The sequence below is a fragment of the Fuerstiella sp. genome, from assembly GCA_022447225.1.
GTDB lineage: Bacteria > Planctomycetota > Planctomycetia > Planctomycetales > Planctomycetaceae > S139-18.
The window spans coordinates 39,853-66,844 of the sequence record JAKVAZ010000015.1 but is presented as its reverse complement, the minus strand read 5'-3'; the positions used below and the strand labels follow the sequence as shown (position 1 = coordinate 66,844).

The window sequence follows — 26,992 nt, the reverse complement described above, 5'->3', positions numbered from 1 at the left end:
TCTCTGCTTCAGTTAGCTTCGTTAGCCGACGGGGTATCGGACGCAGACTGATCGGCTGATTCCGGCTGGTCACTCAAAACGGAAGGTTGACCCGGACGTCGTTCCACCGGAAGCATCAGTCGAACAATGCTCAGGGATGACGTTTCTGTCACTGCAGATTCATCCATTTCAAACAGGGTTGCCGGTTCTTCTGCCCAGCCGATCACGACGGCGTAATTCATTTCAATAGATTCGCTGAATTCCAGACGTCGGAGGAGGTCGTGTCGCAGGCGCGTATAACCTTCGGCTCCGGCGGCGTTGAAAAGTGTCATCATGGTCACAATGTCAAGTGCGTCGCGTCCAAGCAGATTGTAGGGCACCGAAGAGTTAGATTGACCTGGAGGTTTTCGAGTTGGTGGAGTCCGAACCTCACGGTCACCATTTAGCCAGGCCTTAAGATCTGAGATTTGTGTTCCACCACGTTGAAATTCCCACTTCTCACCTGCGGGCAGCGACATCCTGGCGTCGTCTCTCGGACGGTAGACACGATTTCCGAACACTACGATCCAGTCACGGAGGGCGACCGGCAGCTGGTGCTGGAAACCTCCTTTGAGGATTCCAAAGCCACTGACGCTGAGACTGGATTCCACCAGTGGTTTTGCTGATTCGTTACTCCAGTGAGCCTGACACTCAAAAGAACTGTCACTCAGAACGGGCAGTGCCGTAATCGTGTCCGGGATCTCGTCACGACAGCTGTATTTTTGGTCGCCGGCACCAATTCCTGTTGATCGGTACATACCTCCATAGACGTCTTCGGCACGCCCTGTCCATTTCAGTGACAGGTTGGAAGCTTCACCGCAATATTTTGGACTGGGAATTCCCCTGAGTTGAATTTGTTTGGTTTCCGGCACCGACAGACTCATGAGTGAATACACTTGCAGCGGATAGTCGTTTTGATCCTGAGACACATCGATTACGTGAACAGAATTCATTACGACATCACTTGTTCCTGATTTGAACCCGTACAGTGTCACAAATCCGATGGTCACCCAGACAGGAAACGTCACCCATGTAAAATGAGGCCTTTTCAGTAAAATCACTACGAGAAAATAATCGACGGGACCGATCAGAAGTAACCATACAAATGCCAGCGACATGACACTCCATGTTGTCCAGCGGCCCACATCCGGAATCGGATCAACGGAAGCCATGAGTTGAGTGGACAGATCGCTGACACCGGAGCTGGAGATTCTGGAGCTGTTCCCGACGGCCGCTGATCTGCTCAGTGGAGCACCCGTCATTAGAATGGCGTAAAAATCGGCGAGTGATGTCCAGCCGGATAATGGCGACTGACTAAAGTCCAGTGTAACAACAGTGACCTGTCCCCCTCCACACATGGTTCGGGCTGCCAGAGGGCCGTTTGTCGATTCCGCCAGCCGAAAAGGTTGTGTGGCGCGGATCAGATTCATGCGGACATCTTCCCGACGTGTTGGGATGCGGCTTGACCTGGGAACAATTCGTTGCAGCGCGTTCAGGTCAACGTCCGTCACTCGGCGGGTTTCGGGAGAAATATCAAACCGTTCATCCAACCATCGCCTGAGCGGACTTGTAAGAGAATCGTTGAATCGTTCATTACAGCAGATGATCAGTCTGCCGCCTGCGTGAATCCATGATTTTAATGCATCAAACTGTTGATCACTGAACTCAATAGGGCCGGTCAGCAGGATGATTGAAAACAACTCATATGCCCGGGGTTCGCGCGGCAGCTGACTGACGGTATCGACGGAAACTCCCACAAGCACAGGTGCCTCGGGTGAGAGGGCCTTTGCCTGGCTGAGCAATTCTGTGATTCCGGGTGGTTGACCGACTGTCAGTAGAAAACGGACGTTATGTCGGTAGACGTGGAGGGCCTTTTGAACCGGATTATCCTCTGGTTCCAGAGTGTCTTTGGAGCACTGAATCAGGGCGGAACACAGTATCTCCGAATCTTTTGTATCTATCAGGTCAATCTGAAGCTGATCATCGAGCCGTCCGGTACGTCCGAGTCCGCTCAGTGACACACTGCCGTCAGGAGCCACTGTCTGTGTTTCACATATTCTAAAGACAGAATTACCTCTTGGATCCGGTGACGTGATTGTCAGAGAAACTGACTGCCCGGGGGATAATCCTTCCGCTGACGTCCTGATCGGCATCCAGCGGCCAACCTGAGCCTGTCGCTGGTATCCCACCTCCACCGAAGTGAATTCTGCGGCGCCGATTTTGTGACCGGCCAGCACAGCAGCCGTGACCAAAATTAACCGGAATCCGGCATGTCGGGATGTCAAAGTTCCGATCACGGTATCTGTTACTTTCGTGACTGGACGCATCTCTGGAGATTATCCGTCCTGCGTCGTGCGGCCCAGCGCGACATCAAAGTCGCTGATAGCAGGAATCAGCATGGCAATGGAGGCAAATCCATACGCGACACATATCCACAAACACACTCCAAGACTTCCACCAAGCAAATAATCCGTAATAGCATAGAAAGTGAGGAAGGGTAGCAGCATCGCTGCAAGGGTTAGAGCACCGGATGGGTTCTTATGAGTCATTGAACCGTAGAGACCGATGCTGCCCAGCCCGATAAACACAATAAAGCTCTGCATCTGAATCGCGAACGAACCGCGAGCTTCGACTAACAGCAGCATGAACACGAAAATGCCGATGAAGAGGAAAAACATTGTTCCCAGACTGTTGGCGATTGCATTCCGCGAATTTTCCCATGTGAGGCCGCCATGCAGTCCCAACATAACCGAAAATATGCTCAACACGAGATAACCGATGACAAGATAAACAGCAGATTCAATCGTCAGCCCCGCAGTATGGCCCTGTGCAGCAGTCCAGAACAGCAGCAGCAATGGAACCAGGATCATCTCCCGGGCATTCCATGATGCACCGACAATCTTTCCCAGCATAAATTCGCGTGCATTGAGATCTGTAGCGAGCAGAATGTCGAGGGTATTCATGTCTCGTTCGGTTGTGATTGAGGTCACAGCCAGAGCGTTGATCAACAGCAGACTGATCACCGCTGCACCCAGAAAGCCAAAACCGGCCGGCGAAACCATCCCAAGGATTAAGCTTCCGCTTGCTCCGCGACCGATACCCAGTGCAATCAAAACTGCCAGAATAACATAAGCCGCTTTGATCCAGATCATGCGTCGTCCGTAGCTGCGGGTGACGATCTCTTTCCACAACACCGGGTTGTTCCATACAGGACGATGCCGCATACGAGAGGCTGTTCTATTGACAATATCCTTTCGCGATTCATCTTCCTGTATTGCAGACTGACGGAGAGACTGGGAAGGATTCCATACTCTCATTCTGGCGATAGTGAACAACGCAAAACCTGCAGCCAGCCCCAGTAAAAATCCTACGGAGATCAGGGCCGGGGGCAGACCGGCCAGTGACTGTGCGTCGTGCAGAGGGTTGAGAATCTGCAGCATTGTACGCACCGGAGACATGTAAATGAGCCAGCGATGAACTAAGGATCCATCAGCAGTGACAGCCAGTGTTCCTTCGATGACGGCCAGTGCCATGACGACACCCAGCACGCTGATTGCCAGGGTCTGGAAGGTTTTTTCCCGCCAGAAAGCCACGAGGCAGCCCCAGCTTCCCGCTGCCAGCGCTGCCGCAGCGATGACACACTCCGACCACACGATTTGAGACCAGGTTACGCCGCCCAGAAGGCGTAATAACCCAAATACCGGGATGGACGTAGCCAGCAGCACGGCAACGATCAACAGACTGGCGAACAGTTTACCCAGTGCCAGCTCGCGATTTCGCATGTCCGTCATCAGTAGCAGTATCAGTGTTCGACGATCTTTTTCCTGAGCGACCCCCGCGGCGCTGAACAGAGTCGAGAAAAAGGTGGCCACCGTCAGTTGCAGGAATGCAAAAATCCCGAATACCAGCTGGCTGTATCCGGCCAGATCACCCGAAAACTGAACATCCTGAAATCCAATGGTTGCCTGGCGAACGGTGTACATCAGGATCAGGAGAAATGCGACATATCCGGACCGAAGCAAATAGTGCCGGGGACGGCGCGGCACAGTGAGAGCTTCTCTGGAAAAAATCGGCCCGGTTGGCACAAACGACTCCTGTGTGATCGGTTTGGCGGAGCCACTATCGTTTGCAGTAAACAGCGGATCGCGACGAATTGTTCAACAGATAAAGTAAGAACAGATGAACCAGTCTCAGGATATGCTTAAACGATGTCAGACATCATCACAGTGTACATCTGTCAATTCGTTTCACGCAGGAACATCGTCTCGACGTCGCGGTTGTACATGCGGTTTTTTGCAACGAACTGTTTGAGCGGATAATTGGCCGGTGGACTGGTTCCGTTAAGTTTGTGAATCTCCATCCAGTAAAGGACCGCCAGCATAGCGTTCATAATGGTGTCGTCATGGCCATTGACCTGGGGATGCCGTTCCAGCATCTCGGCCGTTTTGGCAATTCCTTTTTCGAAGAGTTCCAGTGCCAAAGTGAGGTCGGCGTCCAGGTATGCCTGTTTACCCTGATAGATCGCTTTGCGCGCCTCCACCGTCACCGGATCCTGTTCGCAATCCGCCACCTGCTGCCAAAATGTGTAGTTCACCATTTTTACACGTTGATTAACCATATGGTGCTGCAACGACAGGGTGACACCGTTCTGGATTGCCATTTCTTCCAGTTCTTCCGGCTTGTTCAGTGAATTCAGTTTGTATGTCATCCCGTCACGCGCTTCAAAAATTTCATTTCCGAAGACTTCACGCCATTCCTGACTCGCTTCCGCCCATGCATCTATAGAGTTCTGGAACTCTCCTTCACTCGTAACAGCAGTGGCGTAGTCAAACAGAGCCTGAGTCGGACTCTTACGAAAAAATTCACGTGTCATGCCCGAGACCGGATAATTGTCATCCAGTTCGTTGGCTTTCTGAAACCAATCCCGTGCCACGAGATAGTTGTCCTGGCTTTCCGGATTAACGACCGGGTCCGCACCACCCCCGTATTTATTTTCTTCTGGATCAGAAAGGAAAAATCTACGGAAGTATTTTTTCTCGTCCGAATAACCAATTTTGCGTCCGACAAACTCGCCAACGTTATGAAAAAGAATCGTGGCGGTCTGATTACGGTCAGTTCCTTTCTGCAGAAATTTCAGACCTTCTTTTACCCAGTAGAATCGGTCATCCACCCGGTCCCATTCTCGTGAAACATTGAAGGCGAGATTCCAGCCCTGAAACTTCCAGACTTCAACATAATGAGGCTGCAGCAGCAGAATCGAATCTACGGTGGTCTTGAGCTTGCCCCAGTCCTTTCGTTCCTGATAGTCAATTGCGCTCTGGTGCAGCACGCTTGCTGCCAGGCCTCGCAGGCCCAGCAGCATAAGGTTGGCTGCGGCGCTCGACGGATCGATATTGCCAAGCGTGCTCTCTCCGAGTTCCTGCTCATGCCGCATGCGGGCGAGCCTGCCTCCGGTGACCCCGGTTTTTGTTCCCGGCTGAACATCTTCTGACAGTGGGGCGCCCAAATAAACAATGGGTGCCAGCAGGACCAGAATACTGAGCGCAAAAACGATTTTGCGCTGACGAGACGTAAGTGAGTTCATTTGGCTTCCAGCTCACGAAACTTGAGGAATGCGGCGCCCAGAAGTACGCAGGGAATCAAAAAACCGAAAAATGTCAGAATCGCCGGAAGCATGACTGTGAACCAGGGTACGTCAAATCCGTCTTCAACGTACGTTGCAGATTGTGAATACAGATTGAAGTTTGGAATTATCTGACTTGTCCCGTAAAGCATCGCGGTGCTGACATTGTCTACAGATTCGATGATGGACTGCGTCCGTGTTGAGGCATCAACGCCGGCCAGGGGATTTCGCTGCTGATAGATCAGCATCCCTGATGAAACCAGACCGGCCCCCTGGACGTCTCCGGCCAGTATGTCGGACATGAACCCGTGAAATACCTGTCCGATCAGAAACACGCCGAAGGTGAGGAACAGAGCCACCGGGCCCTTAACAATCGTACTGGCCGTAACGCCAATGGTGACCACCAGGACGAGCATCAGAATCGTACACAGAAGGGCTTTCGAATAACCTGCAGCAAAACTGTTGTCGGGGAGACGGATGAACAGGTCTGGACGAGCCATGCCGATAAACATCTGGTCATCCAGACACGCCACTTCGACTCGTAATGTATCTCTGAAGATCAGATCACGGAATACGTCTGCGGTTAGTTGCCATGCATCACGCGAACTGAGACGTCCTGACCGGACAAGTTGGTCAAAATAGCTCAGCCATGGTCGTTCGTCGGCTACAGACAGCCTGGAATCTTCTGCCAGAAGGACTTCTGTATCGATTTCTTCCTGCAGGACTTCGATAAGTAATTCGCTGTTTAATTCTGTTAGATTGCCAGTCTCAACGAGCAGATTCGCAAGATCGTCTGTGAGAACTCCGCCTGAAACGACTTTTTGCTGCTCATTTAGCTTGGTGATTGTGTCCGCCAGAAAACGCGCAAGCGATTCATAGTCAGCCGTGTAGCTAAGTTTCCGGCTGATCGCGAACTGGTCCTGTCCTTTGTGATATTCCGTGACATGAAAACTGGGTAATGTTACTTCCAGACGCGGCATGACTTCGAGCAGAAGGTAACTGTGTTCCTGCAGTAATTCCGACAGCCTGGTGCAGGACTTGCTGAACTCGTCAAACGCGGCTGTGTTGTCTTTGTTTTTCGCGACCTGACTGGCTGTTTTCCCCGCCTCCACAAAGGCAGCTTTGATCTCGGAGACTTCCTCACCCAGGTCGTTCAGGATTTCACTGGTGACTTCAGTCGCACGATGAAAATATCGACAGTCACTCGACTGCACTAACTCGTCACCTTCGGTAATGGATTCGGCAATTTCACTCAGGCTGGCCGATGCATTCTGAAACTGCCCGGCAAGCAGTTCCTCACCGAATTGCCGAAATGCCGGAGAAAATGCGAATACCGAAAACGCTTCGGCCCGGAGATTCTTGACGAGGGTGAACTGTCCTTCCAATCCCTTCTCGACAGAGTCCGCTGACCCTTTGATCGTTCGAAAAGCCTCAAACCGCGACTCCAGATTAAGCTGGTCTCCGCCTCCATCGCCGTTGACGTCGTGCATCATGTTTTCATTGACGTTCTCAAATTCCCAGATGGCCCGTGCACGAGTGTTGCCTTCAATATATGACCGATAGGTCCAGACGTCGCCGGTGTTAACTCCTGTTGATGCAAGACCTCCCTGACGATCTTTGAAGTACAGAACTCCATACTTGGCGATTCGACATTTTAGCTGGTCCCGGACGTCCTCAGGCACCTGTCGCACAATCCAGATGTAACCTGCAATTCCCATCACAACAACAACGAGAGTCACAACTCCACCGAACCCGACAATGCGCCCAAGCACAACTTCAATTCGTCGAATCGGCTTAGTGACGACGGTGTGCAGAGACCTCATGCGAATGTCTTCCGGAATACTCCAGCATGATAGAAACATCGCCGCAGGAAGAATCAGCCAGGAAATAGCTGTCAGCAAAAACCAGATCTGAACTCCGGAACTGATGTCGTCGCGACTGTTGCCACTGGACATAAACCAGCCGGCAAACATCAACAGCACGGCAAACACAACGAAAACAACAAGTGCTTTGCGGCGAATGGCCTCTTTGAGTGTCAAACGTGCCACCGCCATCACGCGAGTCGGTGACATTGCAAACAGATCACGGACAAAGCTGGAAAATCCAGTCCGAAAGTAAGTCAGCCCCGACGGGCCCAGTCGCAGTGCTCCCAGCCAAGCGACACCCACTGCGACCGCAGCGATGATTCCCGTGACGATTGCCCACTGCGCTATCGCTAAGGCGACATTAAAAGATTCGAGTTCGTATTCCATGGGTGTGCGGATCAGTAGCTGACAGAACGGAGTCGGTGAATCTCGGAAACGCTTAAACTCAGAATAATTGCCGACGAAGTATCATAGAGATTCCCGACAACAGCGGGCTTCAATTGTAAGGGATTAGTCCTGCTTCTCACTGGTGCCAGGATCGGCTGAAGGAGCGGAATCATCCGTGTCGTCGGCAGTCGGTTGTGTTGCTGCCATTTCCTCAGCAGTAAATCGACGGCCAGGGCGTTCGCCACTTTGACGAACTGTCTCCAGGAACAGTTGTTCCAGGTCGGCACGTGGTCGCTGGAATGTGCTTTTTCCCGACGTGTGCTTTGCAAGAACAGCTCGGACTTCTTCGATAGCTTCGTCGCTGAGATGTCCCGTACGAATCTCTGTTTCGTTTCGAAGTTCCAGCAACTGTTCCACTTCTCCGAGAACCTTCAGCTCTCCCTGGAACAGTACGGCAATCCGATCGCTGACATCCTGTACGTCGGCCAGCTGATGACTGCACAACACGACCGTCTTGCCTTCGTCCCGGAGACGCAGGATCAGATCCTTCATTTCGCGAGTACCGATTGGGTCCAGGCCACTGGTCGGTTCATCAAGCAGCACGAGTTCCGGGTTGTTGATCAATGCCTGGGCCAGCCCGATGCGGCGAGTCATCCCTTTGGAATATTCTTTCAGCTGACGCCGGCGTGCCATGTCCAGGCCCACCGTTTTGATCAGTCGGTCTGCCCGTTCGGCTCGCTCTCTGGCAGGAATCTTGAACAGCTGTCCGTAGAAATCGAGTGTCTCATCGGCGTTGAGAAATTTGTAAAGATACGACTCTTCCGGGAGGTAACCGATTCGCTGGTTCTTTTCTACGTCTGCGGCGTTGCGTCCGAGAATCCGAATCATGCCGGAAGTCGGGAACAGCAGGCCCAGCAGCATTTTGATGGTGGTCGTCTTGCCGGAACCGTTTGGACCCAGCAGACCGAATACTTCACCGCGTTTAACGTCCAGGCTGAGACTTTTGACTGCCTGAACCTTCTTTCTTCCCCAAAAGTCACGATATACCTTGGAGAGGTTGCGGATCTCAATCACGTTGTCCTGTGCGACCATGAGTGCGTCTTCTGACCGGAATTCTGGGGGTTGACGGGCCGGAATCAGCAGGAAATGCTGAGAAAACAGTGTATTATGACCGGCATACTCCGGCTACGTTTGTCTTCCTCGGGACGTTTGTTGAATTCGCAGAAAACTCTGGCTTGCGGCGAGACGTCGTGCGGCAAAGTTGGCAAATCGGATCTTGGATCAACACTCGGGGAAATTTCCGGATCCCTGTGACATCTGCCACGTTCGAACCAGGGCCTTGTTTTAATCGGCGTCCTTCCGACTGTATCCGGTTCAATAGACAAACTCTGACGGGACTCACGGTGGTCCCCCGGCTGTTTCCTCTGTTGCTCAGGGATTTGTGTTCGATCTGTCTGAATTTCCGTGGCCCGGTTGACACCCATGGCACTCAGCAGCCAGAAAGACAGATCCGGTGACACAGATCAGACCGGCAGAGCCGGCCGCCGATTGGGCAAGTTGCAGCGACTTTTCTGCGGATTCTGCGGTTTGAATTGTGGTCGGACTTCTAATGTCGGCGGCCATTGCTGTCAGTTCTTTGGTCGGGCAGCTTCGTGGACTGCTGCGAATCAGAGTCAGGATTGCATGGTCAAAATGAGGAAGCAGAACTGCCAGCATTTTTCGGACATCTTTGTCACGGCTGGCTCCGAAGACCAGGACACGCGGTCGTTCGGGCCACAGACCGTTATTCAATGTGTCAATCACGGCGACTGCCGCAGCCGGATTGTGTGCAGCGTCCAGAATGATGACCGGCAAACCTGGAATCACTTCAAATCTCAGCGGCCACACAGTCTGCTGCAGTCCGCAGCGAATCGTTGACGTCGTGATTCGTGCATCCGACGTCGACAGATGATCCGCAACGGCGACGGCCAGTGCCGCGTTTTTCGCCTGGTGAGTGCCTGTCAGTGTCAATTCCAGTGACTCATGCTGCTGATGGGGAGTTGTAACCGAAACAATCTGGCCATTCCGAAATGATGACCGGACGACGACCTGAAGTTCCCTCTCCAGTCTGACTCGGGGTGCATTCAGAGTTTCTGCACGACGATCACACAATTCGACAACCTGGGGCTGATTGACTCCGGTGATCAGAGGCACACCAGGTTTGATAATGCCGGCCTTTTCAAAGGCAATTTCCTCAAGAGTGTGACCAAGAACTGAGGTATGGTCGAGACTGATGTTGGTGATGACGGTTACCACAGGACTGCAGACGTTGGTACAGTCCAGACGGCCTCCCAGTCCTGTTTCCAGAACGACAAGTTCGGCCTGCTGACGGTCGAAGTACATCCATGCCAGCAACGTTGCAACTTCGAAGTACGTCGGCGGATCCCTTTGCAGTTCACTGTCGGCTGTTTCCAGACATTGCTGCAGTTCTGTAACGAGAAATGTGAGTTCAGCCGGTTTGGGGTGGCAGCCGTCAACCGCCATTCGTTCCTCAAACAGTTCAATGTGAGGCGATGTAAACAGCCCGCATCGGATTCGGGATGCTCGCATGATGGAGTCGACCATGGCAGCCGTCGATCCTTTGCCCTTGGTTCCGGCAATATGCACAGCCGGAATGCGTTCCTGGGGAGAACCGATCAACGCCAGTTGGCGGCGCACACGTTCAAGCTGAAAGTGAGGCGACACCTGAACCGGAGGGATACGTTCGTAATCAATTCTTTCGTAGATCCAGCGGACCGCATCTTTGTAGGACTGCGTTGTATCGGACAGGATCCGTGTCATATTTGTGACTTTGAGTCAGCAGGGTTTCAGCCAGGACGGATCGTTCGAGCTCAGCTGAACTCTGAAAAGGGGGGCTGATCGGGTTATAAAATCGCAACCGTTACAGGTGACATGAGTGTCGGGCAGAGCTGATCGCTGTCTGGTGTTTCTTATGTGTTGCGTTACAGGCTGTACCAGCCACACAACGCCGTAATTTGATTCATCTTAGCCAGTTGTCGTATCCGATTCTTTGCCGAACGAGTTCCCAGTGCCGGAGAATAGGTGAAGTTGTGATCGACGGTTGCCAGTGCCGCTTCAGCGTCAACAAGTTGTATTTCCTGATTACCTCTTCGTGCCGCGCGCCATCGGGCCAGCCACATCGTTACCGGATACATCATCGCAAGATGACGGAAACCGTCCACGATTGTCATTCCGTAAGCAGCCACACCACAGAAGTGGATTCCCTGGATTTTTATCCGAAAATAACGTTCAAACAGTTGGTCGACTGCAGGCTGACGTCCTTGGTAATGTGATTCCAGCTCGGTAAATGTGGCCTGATTCTTCGGCAGCTCACCAAATGCCGCAACGACTGAAGTCGGTTCAGGCAAATTTGGGACACACCCGACGGCACTGCTGAAGCGCAGGACTGTGCTGAGCAGTCGTAAACGAGTGGCAAGACCTCCCTGAGCCTGTTGAGCCGTGTCGTGTCGAGCCAGTTGAGCTGTCAGCTGCCGAAACATGACGCGTGCAATCCGGGAAGGACGCAATACGGGCAGGTCATTGTCCGGTTGCGCCTGGCATGATGCGTCCAGCAGCAACTGGAGATAGTCAGTCAATCGCGTTCCCTGGACCGTCGTGAAGTTTGACTGCTCCACAACGTTCGTCCATTCAAGAGTTCTCAGCAGCCGAACAGCAAAGTTGACAGAGTCATCCTGGAAGGACGTATCCAGTGCTTGCAGGAATTGGGTTACGTCGGTCCATGACAATACTTCCGACCCGTGGACAGCCGGCGGCTTGGTCTCCGTCTGGCGCCCCGCTGTGACCTGGCCGCAAAGTCGTTGAAGTTCGGACCGTTGTTCTTGGATGCTCCGGCCGGCGTTCTGAACGACTGAGGGGCAACTGAACCTCAGGCTGGTTGTGATCCGACGGTCACCTGGGTGAAATGCATATGGATAAACCTGGCACGCCAGGGGCTTTTGTCGCTCGCCAAATCTCGTATGAATCAGACATAAACCCTGATCGTTCAGAAAAACACAGGAATTGTCGTCCTTATGTGCCAGTTGATATCGACCCGGGCCAATCTTTCGGATCACCGGGCGATCCATTGGAATCCCATCTTCGCGGGTCCAGCCCTGTTGCTCGATACGACGTTTTTCGTCTTCTGTGATTTCAATGAGATGTTCACGACAACAGCCACCACAATTGTGGCAGCTCCAGTTCTGAATCACAGGAAGCGCGAGACTTGTTGATGTCATGGCAAAAACTGACTGTGACGAAACTGAAGACGGATGTCTGTTCAGTTTTTACCGGGCATCGCCCGGAACGGCCATTTCGGAGAACCCGGAGGATCGGCCATCCTCGGCGATTTGCCGGGACCGTAGTCCTGAGGCGTCATGTTTGCATTTTTCCAGTAAGCCTGATCGCGGATAAAACCGTAGAAGCTGGGATAAAACGGATCCACAAAACGAACATCCGCCGCAGCAGGAACCTCTCTGCCGGTCAGATAATACGCCGCGTTGACAATCAAACGTCTCAGGTCATAGCTGAGCAGATCCACGGACGCACCCGCAGTTGTACAAAATGATTGTCCCTGTCCGGTTCCGTCCGGCGTTGTATATGTGTGCAGCCAGGCAAAGGGTTGCATCGGATCATTCCGAGGATCATCAGAAAGAATTTCAGACTTTGGGTCCAGTGATGCCGTCACGGCTCCCCGCAACAGGATCTGATCATCGGCAGTCAGATGAATGACACCGTACACATCACTGGGGGCGAACACATTCCGGACGCCGTTAAGAATTGCATGACCGGCGAATTCGGTCTGAATCACTCCACGTGCCCCTTCCTTCTTATGCCTGCCGTGATGACTGACCCATTGTTCTCCCAGTATTTTGCGGCCAAATTCTCCATAGCTGATGCTGCCAAAGGTTCCCTCTCCGCGGAACGCATGTGTTGCTGTGCGAATTCCAATCACCGGTCTGCCGGCATTCAGGTAGTCGGTGATGTACTCCGTCTGCTCGGGCGACGGTTGTCGGAATCGAGTGCCGATGATCATCAGGTCGGCAGACTGCAGGGCTTCCAGCCCTCTTAGACCCTGTTGGTTATTTGGATCCACATACTTTGCGCCGTCCGGGCCAAACGAAAACACAACTGTACAGTTGTAGGCATGGTGCCGGCTTAGAATTTTGGCCAGCATCGGCATTGATTCTTCACTTCGGTATTCCTCGTCGCCAGCGACCAGCACAATATGCTTGGTTTTCTCGCCGGCATTGGGAGTTTTGAATTCGAGTCGGTCACCGGCCGCAGCCCCGGCAGTAAAAGAGAACATCAATAATCCCGTTAGGACGGCGGCCACTCCGGAACGCAGATACGGAGACAAATGAATGTTGGTAATCATCACGTGGGGAATTTCATCGATTCACGTTGGAGGGAAATTTGTCAATCGGACAGTAGGAGTACTGCTCTTTGCGTCATCATGACGCTGGATCCATATCTGCGTCAAGTAACCTAATTCGCCTGGCCCGAGAGATTTGCTACCATCGTGGTCAAACCTGAATCGCCCGGCGCTGACTCCCAAGGGGCGCGGTTGTGTGAGACGTCTTATTCAAATCCCGCTGTTGTTGCTCACCGTGCTGCTGGCGGGGACATTGGGTCTCCGAATACTGACGCATCAGCCGGTTCTGGATTGTTTCTACCAGGTGGTCATTTTGATGACGACCGTCGGGTCTCAGGAACCTGAACCGCTGACGCCTGCGACGAAGATATTCGTTGTGATATTCCTAACCAGTGGTGTGGGGGTTTTCACGTACAGCGCATTTCAGTTTGGCCAGACAGTTGTCAGTGGTGATCTCCGCAGGTTTTTGGAGCGGCAACGCATGCAAAAGGTTATGGATCAATTGTCCGACCACTTCATCATTTGCGGCTACGGTCGAATGGGAGCGACGCTTTGTGAGTATCTTCACCGTCGAAATCAGTCCTTCGTCATTGTGGACGAGAATCCGGACCTGATGACCGACGAAATGAAGGCGGACGGCTGGCTGTTCATGCACGGGGATGCGACACAGGATCAGATCCTTATTGATGCCGGAGTCACACGTGCCCGCGGACTGACGACCGTACTGCCCACGGATGCTGACAATCTTTATGTGGTGCTGTCGGCCCGCCTGCTGGCAAAGGAACTGCAAATCGTGGCACGCGGCAGTGGCGAACGTGCAGCAGAAAAGATGCAGAGAGCCGGTGCAACGCGTGTCATCAATCCGCTGTCAACCGGTGCAATCCGGATGGCGAGGCTGATGTTGTCGCCAAGCATAGAGAATTTCATTGAAGTTGCCGAATCGCATGGCGTCGAATGGGAAATTGCTGATGTTCAGGTGCCGGACGAGTCACCTCTGGTCAACTGTCAACTGAATGAGACTCCTTTGAGACAGGCAGGAATTATCCTGCTCGGAGTCTGCAAACCCTCGGGTGAAACACATTTTCCGCCTGCGGCAGATCTGACCATTGAAGCTGGTGACAGCCTGTTTGCCTTTGGGACATCGGAAAAGATGCTGGCTTTTCCGATGTTGCTGGACGGGGAACGCGACTGCTGATGTTCTGACCTCCGGATCATTCCGGTCGTACGAAGGAAATGTTGTCATTTGTCGTTGTTTCAAACCGTATGTTACGGACTGTGGTCTTGCCGAATCGTTTACGAAAAGAAACAATGGTTAAACGCTCTGTTAGTCTGAAGGAGACGTGCGGATCCTTCCCGAATCTCAGCCCGCAACGGCAGTTCTGACTTCACACTCTGTGTAAAGGAATTCCCCATGGGAGAAAAACCGATCCACCGATGTCGAACACGAGGATTCACGCTGATTGAGTTGCTGGTGGTGATTGCAATTATCGCCATTCTGATGTCCTTACTGCTGCCGGCGGTGCAGCAGGCTCGTGAAGCTGCGCGACGTACCCAGTGTCGAAATAATTTGCACAACCTGGGGCTCGCACTGCACAACTACCATGACGTTTATTTGATGTTTCCTCTGGGAGGGATCATGGGGGTCAGTTCAGGCGCCCAGGTTGCTCCGCGCACGATGGCAAGTCCGCTGACGTCAATCCTGCCGTTCATCGAACAGAGAAATCTGTATGAGCAGTACGTATTCGAATCACCGTGGCAGAATCAAAACCCGGATATTGAAAAGCAGATCCTGCCGCTGTTTATCTGTCCAACCGTACCGGTATCGAATCCCGGGAATGTGAGGGGGCGTTTTGTGGGGCTGACACACTACGTGTTTTCCAAAGGAGTCAACGATGCGACCTGCGTTGAAGGCAACCTGCAGTCTGTGCTGGCGCAGCTTTACGGTGGTGGTACGAACGCCTCACCTACGTATGGAGATATCCCGTCCGGCGCAAGGGGCATGTTCAATGTCAATCAGTCAACTCGAATTCGTGATGTTGCCGACGGTACTTCAAATACATTTGCAATGGGAGAAGCGGCCGGAGGCCCTCTGCATCTGCTTTGCGCCGGACTTGGATGCACAGATCCCGCTACAGCCAACCTTACAGAAGCAAACGTCTCCTGGATGATTGGGGAGCCCGCCAACAGAGACGATCGCTCAAACAACAATTTCTCCTCAGGTTTGCTCGCTTCAACTGTGGAACGGCTGAATAAGAACCCGGTCACCGCAACTTATACTGACATTTCAGTTTCGTCCGGTGGCGGGGGGGCAGACCTCGCAGGTCTCGTTGATTGTCGCAGCAGCCTGAACGGCGGCTCTGACACCGTCAGCAACTTCCGCAGCGCACATGACGCCGGCGGTTTGTTTCTGCTTGGTGACGGGTCGGTTCAGTTCCTCAACGAGTATGTTGATTCGGCAACTTATCGTGCTCTGTCGACAATGGCAGGGGGGGAAGTTGTTACGTTCTGATCTGACAGATGTCAGCCGGACGTTTATTTTTCTCGGGCAGAATCTGTCGTGCATCGGAAGGATTTGGGACGTCGACCGGTTCCTGGTGTGATGGTGCTCAGTCTGCTTATGTTTGCCGTCCCTGCCGACGAATGCCCGTCTGACATTGTCGACTGTGCCTCAGTGGTGAGTGGTGAGTGGTGTCCAGATTGCGGGCACGTTTCTGGTCATGGTTCAATATACTGGATTCCGGAATCACTGAGGATCGCAGTTGCCGGAGTTCCACGTCCGTCCAGAAAGTGCTGCTCATTTTTTTCGGCGACAACGGTGGCAGCTTCGATCACCTGCACCACGTCACGCTGACTGGCGGCTGTGGGATAGGTTTCAACCAGTGATTCAGGAGATTCTCCGAGCAGTCTTCTTCGAATAATGGCCAGCAACCCGGAGGCAATTGAGGCCTTGCCATATCCGAAAAGTTCCGGGTGTGCTCCTGTGTGGTGCATGCGACCTCCGAATGACGGATTGCGAGTCCTGGACCCGTCTCCAATGACGGCTTCACGATAACCTCGATCCTGCTGATCGACGATGCCTCGACCGTAAATTCCATACAGCTCGATCTCCTGATTCACCGCTCCTTCGAACTCTGCAGGGTTGATCCAGTTGTTATTATAGTCGCCACGCATTCCGTCATCGTATGTTACGGCCACATCCACGCTGTCCCACGTGTGGATTTTATGCCGACGTCTGAACCCTGACGGGTCTGTTCCACGTCGACGAGCAACCTCAAGGTGATGTTCATCCCAGCCCTGCAGAAGCTGTTTCTGACCGGTTGCGAAGACGGTTTGGGGTTTCACCTTCAGATAATGATGTACCACGTCCAGCCAGTGGCAGCCCACATAGGCGAACGGGTTGCTGTTTTCGGCCCAGGCAAAGATCTCGGTACTAACTTCCAGAGGTTCTTCCAAAACGGCACGCACACGGTTAATTGTTCCATACTTGTGGCGGGCATTAGCCATCATTTCGCGAACAAACGGATCGAATCGTTTGTGCATGTCAACGGCTACAATTCGTTGAGCCTGTTTTGCTTGTGTGATGATTTGGTCCGTCTCTGCCAGCGTCAGGCAAAGTGGCTTTTCGGTAATCACGTCACATCCGGCCTGGAGCGCATCAAGAATAGGTTGGGTATGAACGTGGTCAGGAGTCGCGACGAACAGGACGTCCGGTCGATGTGAATCAAGAATTTCTTTCCAGACGGAGTTACCGTAGCAGGCGTCGATTCGAGTTTCCGGGAATTCTTCAGCAAAACGTTTAACGATCCGGTCGGCTGTACCGGTTTCTTTGCTCCTGGTGCCGACTGCCGATACCCGGATCTGTACATCAGCAACATCGGCGGCCAGGTGACTCATGCCGATACTTGTCAGAGCTCCTGAAATGCCGCCCCGCATAAAATCCGTGAAACTCTGTCCAATGATTTCATCAAAGAACATGCCGCCACCGATGATAGCGACGTTAAGGGATCGTGGTGAGTTGCTCATTCCGTTCATCCATCGTCTTGCGGCTCACGGCCTTGTCACCGTCACGCTGTGTAGTGAGTTTTCGACAGAGGATCATAGACCATCGCTCTGTCCACCCGCCACGGATCGAAATCATGCGTGGCAGACAATTTTCTGTGGCAGGTTCCGCGGACCATTGCCCCGTCAACGAACCCTGCAATACATTGGAATTTATAGTTAAAACGCTACTGGAACGCTGTTTTGGTGCTCATGTCCCTTGATGTTCAACTGATGGGAGACTGGTCTGTCTGTTTTTCGGCAGACATCTGAGATTCTCCATAAACGGGTCGCTGTTTGATACGCTGAATCGCTTCTCAAACCATTTCAAACAGGGTGTTATTGCACTGAGCTCACGGAACACAGTGGAAAGGCCCGTTTCACGGTTTATTCAATCTGCCTTTGATTTTGCAGTAGATTGCTAGCTGGTGTTGCTATTCCAGGCTCGTATGGGTAGCGTCACCAAAATGTGAATTTGATATTGACTTCAATTGAGGTGTTTTAGAGTCAATTGGTGTCGTAAACCTGCTTCGGACAGCTAAGTTTTGATGACTCCGGAGTTGGTGAAAAGCAGGCCACACGACGTTGTTCTTCAAACGAAGGCAGCGTTTCAAATTCCTGGTTTCAATTGTTGCTGTGTGGCAGTAACACGGTTGTTTTTGTAGCTGTGTAGCTCAAGGGTTTGGGAATGAGTAAGAACATTTTTGTTGGAAGCCTCGCGTGGGCCACGACGTCTGAAGGACTTGAGCAGGCATTTGCTCAGTTTGGCGTTGTTACGTCAGCCAAGGTTATTAGTGATCGGGAAACCGGACGATCCAAAGGGTTTGGTTTCGTGGAAATGGACTCCGGCGGAGACGAAGCGATTGATGCTTTGAACGGTTCGGATCTGGATGGTCGTCAGATTGTTGTGAACGAAGCTCGTCCTCGTGAAGATCGACGGGGCGGTGGTGGCGGAGGACGAGGTGGTTACGGCGGCGGAGGAGGACGCGACCGCTACTAAGCGGATTGATCGCCTCTTTCTGTGTAATCAAATCAGCAGAAACTAAGCCCGGCCAGTGCGCTGACTCCGGCGTGATTTTACGTCGCCGGAGTCGCGGCTGATATTAGGTGCGCATGCGTTGCGCTGAGCGTTGCTGGATATGCCCTCCGTAATGCCTCATCTCAAAGGGTTTAGGCAGAGCGATTCGGTGGCCTTCATGTGCGGGAGGAGACCACCGAATTGAAAGCTGTTTCGGATCATTGACCCTCGTTACGTGAATTTCGGTGCAACTGTTTCATGTCGGTTGACCATCTTACTGCATTATTGAAGCAGTTTAAGTTTGCGTGTGGTCTGCCGGTGCGTTGACTGTATTGTGCTGCCGCCTGACAGGTTTGTGGTTAACAGCTGAACACAGACCGGACGGGACACTGGCAATCAGCACGTGCCGTAAAATATATCGGGTCTGTTCCCCTCGAATCAGTTTGCCAGCTGCGTTTCTTTTTGCCACGTGTCCGTTGTGATGTGCGCAGCTGCAGCCCCGTAAAACTCCTGGATTGATCTCCATCACACGTTGTGTGATGACTTAAATCGGACGACCTTCCCCAAGTTTTTGTGCAGCAATGCGTTTTGGCATGACGTTGCCACAGTCTTGCTTTGATCGCAGAACTTGACTGATGACAGGATGCTGTTGGGCTGCAAAAAGGGCTGGATGTGTCGGCTCTTGGTGAAGTAACGCAGGTTACGGTAACTGATCTGCAGTGATGTGAACGATGAAGATCTGTGCGTATAAGGCTCCAGATCTGTTGTCCGGCAGGATTCGATTAAAAGCGATTGCGTTTCCGTTACGACTCCAGACCAGTGCAAACGGGCTGGCGAGTGATTGCGACGTTACCCTGCGAAACGCCGAGTTTTCAACATTCAACAGCACGATTGTGTTGTTCTGGACAAAGCACACATGAGTGCCGTTCGGATGCCATCGAATATCGGACTGTACGTTAGACTCGAACGACGTCAGTTGATGTCTGCGGCCATCCACCGGTGAAGCCAGAATGACCTGATCAATACCGCGTTCGTCCCTTGCGCGGCAGGCCAGCATCGATCCATCGGCGTTCGAACGAACATTACCGCTGAAGCCTGGGAACCGACGGTCCGTGGTGTATGTCAGACGACGCTGGGCCGCGCCAGCAGGGGGCATTGGCATGGTGATAGTTGTGCCTTCCAGCGGCCCATAGTCTCCCGGCACTGTCAGATCTGAAGGAATGTCGACCACAAACAGTTCTGAAACTTCTTTGCGGGAGAGACTGATGACGTTACCAAGGAAAGCCCGGGCCAGCTGTTTGCGTCCATCGGCGGTCGTATATCCCTGAGTTCCGATCCAGCTGTCGAACGAAGCTCGATTGATTTCGTCGGAACCGGGGGACGGATTCGAGGTCACTCGAACAACCAGTGCCGAAGTTCCGTTGCCGGAAAAATTGGCTCGATCTCCTGTTCCGATGATTCGGGTCGGACGGTCAAGTTTGGTGACGCCAATCGTTCGCAGGCTGTATTGTTTGCCATTGGTGGCCATCAGGGCGTCATTGTACGTGAATCCGATCCACTTTCCGTCCCCACTGAACTCATGCCGGTGTGTTCCACCTCGTAATGCACCGGGAGTGAACGGTGGTACGACGTCTCTGGCGTCCACGACAATGGGTTTTTGGGGTCCGGTTTCATCAATCATCATTCCGAATCGCCTCCACCAGTCATAGGGATGCGATTCGGAATGATTTGTAAGTCCGTGGATGAATACGACCCGGTGTTTTTTTGGATGGTAACTTGCGGCTGCAATCCCTGGTCCCGTTATCGTGGGATTTGGGGCTCTGTAGATCGTGGCAATTTTTCCTGACGGCACATGCACTTTTTCAATGCGCTGTCCCATTCGAATACCGCCATCGTTGGGGCGAGTGTCATAAACCAGCCAGCGGTCGTCAGGTGAGAAATTGTCGTTGTTGTCGAGTCGGTGGTTATAAGCATCGAAAGTCAGCTGCACTTCGTGCGGACGATCATCAGGCTCAGGGCAGTCGGTCAGTATGACTGCCGAAAGAATCATGAACAGGAATGTTGTCATATCGATACTCGATCGCAGCTGACGGAATTGAAATAGGCACCTTAGTTGTCCCTGTGCCGTCGACGCGGATGGAACGGAGGGGCGGTGCCGTCCCCCGGGCTGAATCCATTTTTATCGTGTTGGTTTCCCGTTGCAGTTTCTTTGATTGAATCGACCCTGGCTACCGTTTGGATTGATCTCGTCAGCAGAACTGAGCGCTCGCAGCCCGTGGTTCATTTCTGCCGAACCGTATGCCCGTATTGTGTTGCTGCAGTGGTATGGTGCGTGCCCGCACAGTATGTGTTTCGGTAAATTTGTATCAGCGTTTTCTGTTGACGGATTCTCTTTCACCATTCGTTCGGGCTTGTCGGATTCAGTCAATCGTCTCTTCACGCAGATCGTTTCGGATTGTTTTTGAAACCGGACGGGATCAAATTTCGGATCCGGCTCCGAAAAAAAATTGATCCGGAACTCTCGGAAAATACATTGATTACTCAGATGTTTCAGAGAGAGAGTTTTCGGTATTCCGTTCAAAAAACGTCTGTTTACCGGTGGGATTCATGTTGCGTTTCGACTGACGAACAGAGACTGCAGTGACAAATATTACATTACGAGTAACTGTCTTCAGTCCGGCAGCGTTTGGCTGCTGCCAACAATGCCGGACTAAAATCTCGTTGCTGCTGACTTTCAGTCTGAGCAGGGTTTCCTGACGGGTCGATCGCCTGGTGGCATGTTGTGCGGCGGCCGCACATACACACTAGGAACCTGTGGTAATTGTTCGGTGTTGGACGGGGCTGAGTGATTCGGTGGAGGAGTTCAACGCAAGTGGTTCAAAGTGTTCTGCGACACACCGGTCGTATTCCTCTTTAGCGACGGCTCTGGCCATATTGTGTTTGGCCCGTTCCACCATCCAAAGAACCTGTTCTCCACCGAACAGGTCTGCCAGAGCACCGGCCACAGTGGGGGTCACATAGGAATCACGCATTCCTGAGATCAGTTTTACGGATGTGTCGTCCCGATGAATGGTCTCACGCTCCAGATGAACATAACGGCAGTTTCGAGCAGTTTCGCTGTACCGCATGGCCTGTTTTAGCGTGATTTCGATATGCCAGTCAGGAAGAATTTTGAAGATCCAGCCAGGGATAATCAGACGGCCGAAACGTTTCACATAATGTTGTGTCATTCCCATTGTGCCAAATGCACTATCTGCCAGAACAGCACGAATCCGAGGGTAGCGGCAGGCGGCGGCAAGGGCAGCGGCACCCCCGCGGCTCACACCAAAAGCAGCCAGGGGCAATGTACTCAGGACCTCGTCCGTCTCAATGAATTCCAGTGCCCCGGCGATGTCCTGCATTTCATACTCGGTCACCCAGTGGATTGGAACGTAGCCGTCCTGTGAATCGCTCTGTCCCTGGTTGCGAAAATCAAAGCTCAGGACAGCAAAGCCATTGTTTAGCAAACTGTGACAATAGTGAGTCGCCATCCAGTGGTTACCACTGAGCTCCGGGCAGAATATCACCAGACCTCGCGGGGGCTCTCCCGACACTGGCGAATGCAGACTGCCGGACAGTCTCAGTCCATCGGTCGACCGGAAGGAAAGCTGCCGGGCACCAGGGGAGAATTCAGCAGGTACTACGCCAAAGGGCGGGACGTTTTCAAAGACATGCCTGATGCGTTTCGCCGCAAATTGACGAAATATCAGTTCGGCCAGCACGACAATACAAACAAGGCCGCCGAAATAGAGGGGGATCGTCACGACGACAACTCCGGCGAATCAGCACACAATCGGTTGGATTCAGCCAACGATCGCGGGCTTTGTAACGGTGTTCAATTCGTAAATCACAGTGAATTCCTTCCATCCTGCAGCACAGATCCGTATTGGTCAATGGAATTCACTATGCCGCATAGGCAGATACGATCAAAGAGACATTCTGACCGCCAAAACCGAAACTATTTGACAGTGCCGCTTTCAGGGGGACCTCACGAGCTTCGTTGGGAATATAGTCCAGATCGCAATCAGGATCGGGGGTTCCATAGTTGATGGTTGGCGGAAGCACACCGTCCCGAATGGCCATGAGACATGTGATCGCTTCGACACTGCCGGCGGCAGCGATCAGGTGTCCCATCATACTTTTGATGCTGGAAATCGGCACGTGTTGAGCGTGATTACCTAAACCACCTTTGATGGCCATGGTTTCGACGCGGTCATTGACCTTTGTACTGGTACCATGAGCATTCACATAGCCGATCTCTTCCGGGGTGATTTCTGCATCATCAAGTGCCATTCGAATACAGTTGATTGCTCCTCGACCTTCCGGATGGATATCGGTTATCCGAAATGCATCGGCTGATGATCCATAACCACGAATTTCTCCGTAAATTTCGGCTCCGCGGGCCTTTGCATGCTTCAGTTCTTCAAGAACCACCATGCCCGCACCTTCACCAAGTACGAATCCGTCTCGTGTGAGGTCGAAAGGACGTGATGCCGTTGACGGACTGTCGTTGCGTTCCGAAAGAGCCGTAAGCAGATTAAAACCAGTGAGACCGAATGGATGAATCATACTGTGGGCGCCGCCGGACAGCATTGCGTCTGCGTCGCCGCGACGAATGATTTCGGTCGCTTCTCCTATGGCCTGGCTCGAGGCTGCGCAGGCGGTGAGGCAATTTAGATTTGGCCCCTGAGCATTGAACAGACTGGCCAGATGGGCGGCCGCCATATTCGGTTCCAGTTCGATTTCGAACTGTGGATTCATGCGGTCAAGGAAGTCATGCGTGAATTTTTCCTGGTTGACGATGCCATTATCCTGGCTGTCCGCCACCAGTTCCATGAATTGCATAAAATCCTGCTGTCCTTCACCAGCGCCCAGATAAACACCAAATTTCGCAGGATCAAAACGGGCATCTTCAGTCAGGCCGGAATCCGTGATCGCCTGTGTGGCCGCCCCAATTGCAAAACGAATATTTCGACCGGCGTCAGCAAAACGTTCGGTGTCATCGATGTAATCCGCAAGACGGTAATCTTTGACTTCAGCTGCAAACTGTGTCGGGAATCCGGCAGCGTCGAAACAGGTGATATGGTCCACCCCGGAAACGCCTTCCTGGAGTTTCTCCCACATTGATTCGACCGTGTTCCCCAGCGGGCTGATACACCCGATTCCTGTCACCACAACACGACGTTTCATTCTCTTCTTCCTTCATTGCCACCCCAGGTCATTCTGAACACCCTGTGCCGGTTTTACCGACGTCCATGATATCCATCAGGTTCATGCGGAAGACGAAGTTCTTTTGATCAATTCGACTCAACTGAGGATCGTCAGAGCTGAGATGTACGAACATGATTTCACCATCCGCAACCAAGCGATCGGCCACCGTTGCTCTGACGCTCACTGAGCCACCTTCTTCGCGAATGTCCTGGAGTGTTGCCGCATAGAGAAGCTGGTCGCCAGGTAACGCCCAGCTGTGAAACCGGATTTTGGGAACTTTGGCGAGGATGACGTTGTGTGCAAAATTGTTAACTTCGCCCAGAAGAATTCCACCAGTCTGAGCCATTCCTTCGATAATGAGCGTTCCGGGCATCACAGGGAACCCCGGATAGTGATCGTGCAGGTGTTCTTCCGCGAGTGATACATTCTTCACGGCTGTCGCATGGCGGCCGGATTCGAATTCGACAAATCTGTCTATCCAGTACCATCGCATTTCTGACTCCGTTTGCTCCTAACCCAGTCTGGCGTCGATGTATTTACAAATCATATTGACGGTGAACAGATTCGGAATTGCGCTGACCTGCGGGTCCTGGGCAAATCTTTCGATGTCCGCGTAAGGCATTTTCTCGCGAAGCTGAACCAGGCCCTGCTCGGTGATCCTGTCATCTTCAACGAAGCCGGAATCTGCAGCTGCCAGATTTTCGGGAAACAGTTCACCACGAGGAATCTTGATATCGAATTCTTTCTCCAGACGAAACACGATATCCAGAAAGTCGATCGATTCAGCCCCCAGATCTTCAATCAGCGTGGCTTCCCGCGTCACTTCGTCGTCATCCAGCCCAAGGGCATCGATGAGGGTCTCCCGAACCTTGTCGAAAACTTCTTCACTCGACGGCATGTTGATGTTTCTCCTGATTCGCACATTACGTTTTCAGACACTGTACTGAACTGATGTCTTCACAAACACTGTGAACGCACAAGGTGTGTGGTTTGCTTCACCACAACTGATAATTCCGGTTTCAGACAGCTAATTTCCTGAAACTACCAATTTCAAAATTAGAGGAAAGAGCAGACAGCGTACAACTCCTGTCTTTGCCACTATCGATCCTGAGGCACCGTACGGCAATTGTAAATACACGTGTTTTTTATTGCGACTGATGTCGAATGGCCGTTTCGGCGAAACTGGCAGTTACAGCCCACCCAGAGTCAGCCCGCCGTCAACAGTCAGAACCTGTCCGGTAATATATGACGACTCCTGCTGTGCCAGAAAGCGTACTGCGTTGGCAATATCGCTGGGAGTCCCAAGCCGCCTGGCCGGAATTTTCTTTTTGATCTCCTTTCCGGCTGCGCTCACAACCTCCTTGGTCATATCTGTTTCAATGAATCCTGGAGCAACGGCGTTTGCCGTGATTCCTCGGCGGGAAAGTTCTGCAGCGATACAGCGAGTGAAGCCTTCGACTCCTCCCTTACTCGCAGCGTAGTTAGCCTGACCGGGATTCGCGACGCTGGCCGCAACACTTGACATATTAATAATTCGGCCATAACGCTGAGACATCATCTGGCGCGTAACGGCCTTACAAAAGTTGAAAACGCTGTTTAGATTTGTAGTGATGACGTCCTGCCAGTCCGATTCATTCATCATCGCCAGCAGGCCGTCACGGATGATGCCGGCATTGTTGACGAGGATGTCCACACTGTCCCACATTTCAACAACATCAGTGACAATCCTGTCTGCTGACTCCCGGGAACGGACATCGGCCTGAATCGCGACGCATTCTCCGCCTGCCGCCTTTACTGCATTTACGACTTCGTCAGCAGCGGAGGAATTTGAGTTGTAAACAAAAGCAACCCGGGCTCCGTCTGCTGCAAGGCTTTCCACCACGGCCCGGCCAATGCCTCGACTTCCGCCAGTGACAATTGCTACGCGTCCTTCAAGACTCATTCGCTTCATTCCGTTTGTATTTGTATTGGTTTAGCTGAGCCAGACGAGGGATGAACTGTTTGGCTCTCGGTTTTCCCTTGATTCTGCGATGTTTCCAATCAACTCGCATCTGGCATCATTTGAGCATACTGATCTTTCATTGCCGCGATTAGTCGTTGATCGTTTGCAGCCATATCCGGACGCTGGTCAGACAGATTCTGTTTTGACAGGACGAGACGTGCGCTGACGGCCGATTCTCCATCCACCGTTCCGGATGCTGTAAACGACACCTGATGATCATCGTTTTTCCTAAGCGTCGCTGTGACATTCAGGGTTCGTCCGGGTTTCAGAAAACTGTTGAATTTAACAGCCTTTGCTTCCTGCAGGAGCACCGCGCTGTACTTGAACTCATCAGTTGCTCGTGAGAGCCAGGCGCAGGACTGAACCATCACTTCAACCATCATCACGCCGGGAAACACGGAAAATCCCGGAAAGTGGTCCTCCAAGTACTCCTCGGCCAGCGAAACGTTCTTAAGCGTCGCGATCGATTGGCCCGGAATAATTTCGATGATCCGGTCGACGAGACAGAATTTCATGGAATGCGACTGCTTCTCAGGTACGAATTTTCCGCCACCGTGACTCACGGCAGGTCAGAGGAAGACTATATCTGCGGACATGATTGCGGACAACGGCCAGAAACCGGAACTCGAAGCCAATCCTGATCGCGAGAGCGACTTTGTGAGATCTGTTGGTGAATGACCACGTGCGTCATTAATTCTTTTGAAAATACTCACGGATCTCAGCAATTTGTCGACAAAAGCACAACTATGCGTTCCTAAAGCACTTTATTGGTGAAAAGCAGTATATTTTATAAATATCTGTTATGTGTCCAAAATGGATGCATGCCACGCATGTCTCCTAAACGTAACGTATTGTTCATTTTTGTTGCTCGTCGTAAACGCCCCGTGTTATATTTGGGTAGGCCGATGGTGATTCGATGGTTGCTGAGCAGCCGGAGGACATCTGGGCATCGTAAGAGGTTAGGGGGGCTGTCCGGCAGGGGGTTGAAAGCTGGCGGTATGTGGTTTCGGAGGCGTTCTCTGGAAGCTCATCCGTTTTTCTTGTGAATCATTGCGATTCAAATTAGGAGTTGTAGAGACATGCGGAATGTCTTGTCATTCGCAGTGGCCGTCATGATGGCTGCATCTGTACAGGCAGGCTGCTTTGGCGGCGGCAAAGCAAGTTCGTGCTGTGCAGCCCCCTGTACCTCGTGCTGTAGCCCATGCGGTCTCGGCGATGGTGGTGCGGGTTGCGACAGTGTGAGCAGTTGCGGGTCTTCCTGCAGCTCTGATTGCGGAACATGGGAAGCCGTTGAAAAGACAATCATGGTTCCGGAGATGGTTACAGAATTGCGAACTGTGACCGTGATGGTTCCTCACACAGAAGAGCGTTCGGGAACACG

At 52.4% G+C, this 26,992-nt stretch carries 20 protein-coding genes; 4 read left to right on the top strand and 16 right to left on the bottom strand.

Annotated features, from left to right (window positions below; genetic code table 11):
* Positions 1 to 8 precede the first annotated feature (8 nt).
* The 8 genes from MK110_16835 to MK110_16800 all read right to left on the bottom strand — a co-directional run bounded on the left by MK110_16835 (position 9) and on the right by MK110_16800 (position 13,306).
* Positions 9 to 2,345 carry a DUF4350 domain-containing protein gene (locus tag MK110_16835; GenBank protein ID MCH2212971.1) on the bottom strand — a complete coding sequence of 779 codons (2,337 nt, stop codon included), beginning with the start codon at positions 2,343 to 2,345 and terminating at the stop codon, positions 9 to 11.
* A 9-nt stretch (positions 2,346 to 2,354) separates the two neighbouring features.
* Positions 2,355 to 4,064 carry an ABC transporter permease gene (locus MK110_16830; protein ID MCH2212970.1) on the bottom strand — a complete coding sequence of 570 codons (1,710 nt, stop codon included), beginning with the start codon at positions 4,062 to 4,064 and terminating at the stop codon, positions 2,355 to 2,357.
* Positions 4,065 to 4,255: 191 nt separating this feature from the next.
* Positions 4,256 to 5,602, bottom strand: a complete 1,347-nt coding sequence (locus MK110_16825) for a hypothetical protein (protein ID MCH2212969.1) — start codon at positions 5,600 to 5,602, stop codon at positions 4,256 to 4,258.
* On the bottom strand, positions 5,599 to 7,893 hold the full coding sequence (locus tag MK110_16820) for a hypothetical protein (protein MCH2212968.1): 2,295 nt from the start codon (positions 7,891 to 7,893) through the stop codon (positions 5,599 to 5,601). The genes MK110_16825 and MK110_16820 overlap by 4 nt, the downstream gene beginning before the upstream one ends.
* A 123-nt stretch (positions 7,894 to 8,016) precedes the next feature.
* Positions 8,017 to 8,985, bottom strand: coding sequence for an ABC transporter ATP-binding protein (locus MK110_16815; protein MCH2212967.1), 969 nt, complete (start codon positions 8,983 to 8,985; stop codon positions 8,017 to 8,019).
* A gap of 339 nt (positions 8,986 to 9,324) precedes the next feature.
* Complete coding sequence (locus MK110_16810) at positions 9,325 to 10,713, bottom strand: bifunctional folylpolyglutamate synthase/dihydrofolate synthase (protein MCH2212966.1); 1,389 nt, start codon at positions 10,711 to 10,713, stop codon at positions 9,325 to 9,327.
* A gap of 161 nt (positions 10,714 to 10,874) precedes the next feature.
* Positions 10,875 to 12,167, bottom strand: a complete 1,293-nt coding sequence (locus MK110_16805; protein MCH2212965.1) for a YkgJ family cysteine cluster protein — start codon at positions 12,165 to 12,167, stop codon at positions 10,875 to 10,877.
* A gap of 41 nt (positions 12,168 to 12,208) precedes the next feature.
* Entirely contained in the window at positions 12,209 to 13,306 is a 1,098-nt protein-coding gene (locus MK110_16800) for a ThuA domain-containing protein (GenBank protein ID MCH2212964.1), read from the bottom strand.
* A 193-nt stretch (positions 13,307 to 13,499) separates the two neighbouring features.
* Here MK110_16800 and MK110_16795 point away from each other — a divergent pair, with 193 nt between their 5' ends.
* Entirely contained in the window at positions 13,500 to 14,498 is a 999-nt protein-coding gene (locus MK110_16795; GenBank protein ID MCH2212963.1) for an NAD-binding protein, read from the top strand.
* Between the two features lie 216 nt (positions 14,499 to 14,714).
* Positions 14,715 to 15,812 carry a DUF1559 domain-containing protein gene (locus MK110_16790; protein ID MCH2212962.1) on the top strand — a complete coding sequence of 366 codons (1,098 nt, stop codon included), beginning with the start codon at positions 14,715 to 14,717 and terminating at the stop codon, positions 15,810 to 15,812.
* Between the two features lie 206 nt (positions 15,813 to 16,018).
* Here MK110_16790 and MK110_16785 read toward each other — a convergent pair whose 3' ends face one another.
* Positions 16,019 to 17,326: a Gfo/Idh/MocA family oxidoreductase gene (locus MK110_16785; protein ID MCH2212961.1), complete on the bottom strand. Its 1,308-nt coding sequence runs from the start codon at positions 17,324 to 17,326 to the stop codon at positions 16,019 to 16,021.
* A gap of 703 nt (positions 17,327 to 18,029) precedes the next feature.
* Here MK110_16785 and MK110_16780 point away from each other — a divergent pair.
* Positions 18,030 to 18,341: an RNA-binding protein gene (locus MK110_16780; protein MCH2212960.1), complete on the top strand. Its 312-nt coding sequence runs from the start codon at positions 18,030 to 18,032 to the stop codon at positions 18,339 to 18,341.
* Between the two features lie 718 nt (positions 18,342 to 19,059).
* On the opposite strand, the gene MK110_16775 is transcribed toward MK110_16780, so the two are convergent.
* From MK110_16775 to MK110_16745, 7 genes are all read right to left on the bottom strand, one after another.
* Complete coding sequence (locus tag MK110_16775) at positions 19,060 to 20,427, bottom strand: DUF3748 domain-containing protein (GenBank protein MCH2212959.1); 1,368 nt, start codon at positions 20,425 to 20,427, stop codon at positions 19,060 to 19,062.
* Positions 20,428 to 21,163: 736 nt separating this feature from the next.
* Entirely contained in the window at positions 21,164 to 22,162 is a 999-nt protein-coding gene (locus tag MK110_16770) for a lysophospholipase (protein MCH2212958.1), read from the bottom strand.
* A gap of 139 nt (positions 22,163 to 22,301) precedes the next feature.
* Positions 22,302 to 23,588 carry a beta-ketoacyl-ACP synthase II gene (gene fabF / locus MK110_16765; protein MCH2212957.1) on the bottom strand — a complete coding sequence of 429 codons (1,287 nt, stop codon included), beginning with the start codon at positions 23,586 to 23,588 and terminating at the stop codon, positions 22,302 to 22,304.
* Positions 23,589 to 23,616: 28 nt separating this feature from the next.
* Positions 23,617 to 24,102, bottom strand: a complete 486-nt coding sequence (locus MK110_16760; protein MCH2212956.1) for a beta-hydroxyacyl-ACP dehydratase — start codon at positions 24,100 to 24,102, stop codon at positions 23,617 to 23,619.
* Between the two features lie 18 nt (positions 24,103 to 24,120).
* Complete coding sequence (locus MK110_16755) at positions 24,121 to 24,507, bottom strand: acyl carrier protein (protein ID MCH2212955.1); 387 nt, start codon at positions 24,505 to 24,507, stop codon at positions 24,121 to 24,123.
* Positions 24,508 to 24,798: 291 nt separating this feature from the next.
* Positions 24,799 to 25,551, bottom strand: coding sequence for a 3-oxoacyl-[acyl-carrier-protein] reductase (gene fabG, locus MK110_16750; protein MCH2212954.1), 753 nt, complete (start codon positions 25,549 to 25,551; stop codon positions 24,799 to 24,801).
* A gap of 98 nt (positions 25,552 to 25,649) precedes the next feature.
* A complete protein-coding gene (locus tag MK110_16745; GenBank protein MCH2212953.1) occupies positions 25,650 to 26,126 on the bottom strand; it encodes a beta-hydroxyacyl-ACP dehydratase in 477 nt (158 codons plus the stop codon).
* A gap of 564 nt (positions 26,127 to 26,690) precedes the next feature.
* Between MK110_16745 and MK110_16740 the strand changes: the two genes are divergently transcribed.
* On the top strand, positions 26,691 to 26,992 hold a 302-nt coding region (locus MK110_16740; protein ID MCH2212952.1), incomplete at its 3' end, for a hypothetical protein.

Bases quoted from the DNA above. Each gene is read 5' to 3' on its own strand.
- MK110_16835 (MCH2212971.1), bottom strand. From the start codon at position 2,345: ATGCGTCCAGTCACGAAAGTAACAGATACCGTGATCGGAACTTTGACA.
- MK110_16825 (MCH2212969.1), bottom strand. From the start codon at position 5,602: ATGAACTCACTTACGTCTCGTCAGCGCAAAATCGTTTTTGCGCTCAGT.
- MK110_16820 (MCH2212968.1), bottom strand. From the start codon at position 7,893: ATGGAATACGAACTCGAATCTTTTAATGTCGCCTTAGCGATAGCGCAG.
- MK110_16815 (MCH2212967.1), bottom strand. From the start codon at position 8,985: ATGGTCGCACAGGACAACGTGATTGAGATCCGCAACCTCTCCAAGGTA.
- MK110_16810 (MCH2212966.1), bottom strand. From the start codon at position 10,713: ATGACACGGATCCTGTCCGATACAACGCAGTCCTACAAAGATGCGGTC.
- MK110_16805 (MCH2212965.1), bottom strand. From the start codon at position 12,167: ATGACATCAACAAGTCTCGCGCTTCCTGTGATTCAGAACTGGAGCTGC.
- MK110_16800 (MCH2212964.1), bottom strand. From the start codon at position 13,306: ATGATTACCAACATTCATTTGTCTCCGTATCTGCGTTCCGGAGTGGCC.
- MK110_16790 (MCH2212962.1), top strand. From the start codon at position 14,715: ATGGGAGAAAAACCGATCCACCGATGTCGAACACGAGGATTCACGCTG.
- MK110_16785 (MCH2212961.1), bottom strand. From the start codon at position 17,326: ATGAGCAACTCACCACGATCCCTTAACGTCGCTATCATCGGTGGCGGC.
- MK110_16780 (MCH2212960.1), top strand. From the start codon at position 18,030: ATGAGTAAGAACATTTTTGTTGGAAGCCTCGCGTGGGCCACGACGTCT.
- MK110_16775 (MCH2212959.1), bottom strand. From the start codon at position 20,427: ATGACAACATTCCTGTTCATGATTCTTTCGGCAGTCATACTGACCGAC.
- fabF (MCH2212957.1), bottom strand. From the start codon at position 23,588: ATGAAACGTCGTGTTGTGGTGACAGGAATCGGGTGTATCAGCCCGCTG.
- MK110_16760 (MCH2212956.1), bottom strand. From the start codon at position 24,102: ATGCGATGGTACTGGATAGACAGATTTGTCGAATTCGAATCCGGCCGC.
- MK110_16755 (MCH2212955.1), bottom strand. From the start codon at position 24,507: ATGCCGTCGAGTGAAGAAGTTTTCGACAAGGTTCGGGAGACCCTCATC.
- fabG (MCH2212954.1), bottom strand. From the start codon at position 25,551: ATGAGTCTTGAAGGACGCGTAGCAATTGTCACTGGCGGAAGTCGAGGC.
- MK110_16745 (MCH2212953.1), bottom strand. From the start codon at position 26,126: ATGAAATTCTGTCTCGTCGACCGGATCATCGAAATTATTCCGGGCCAA.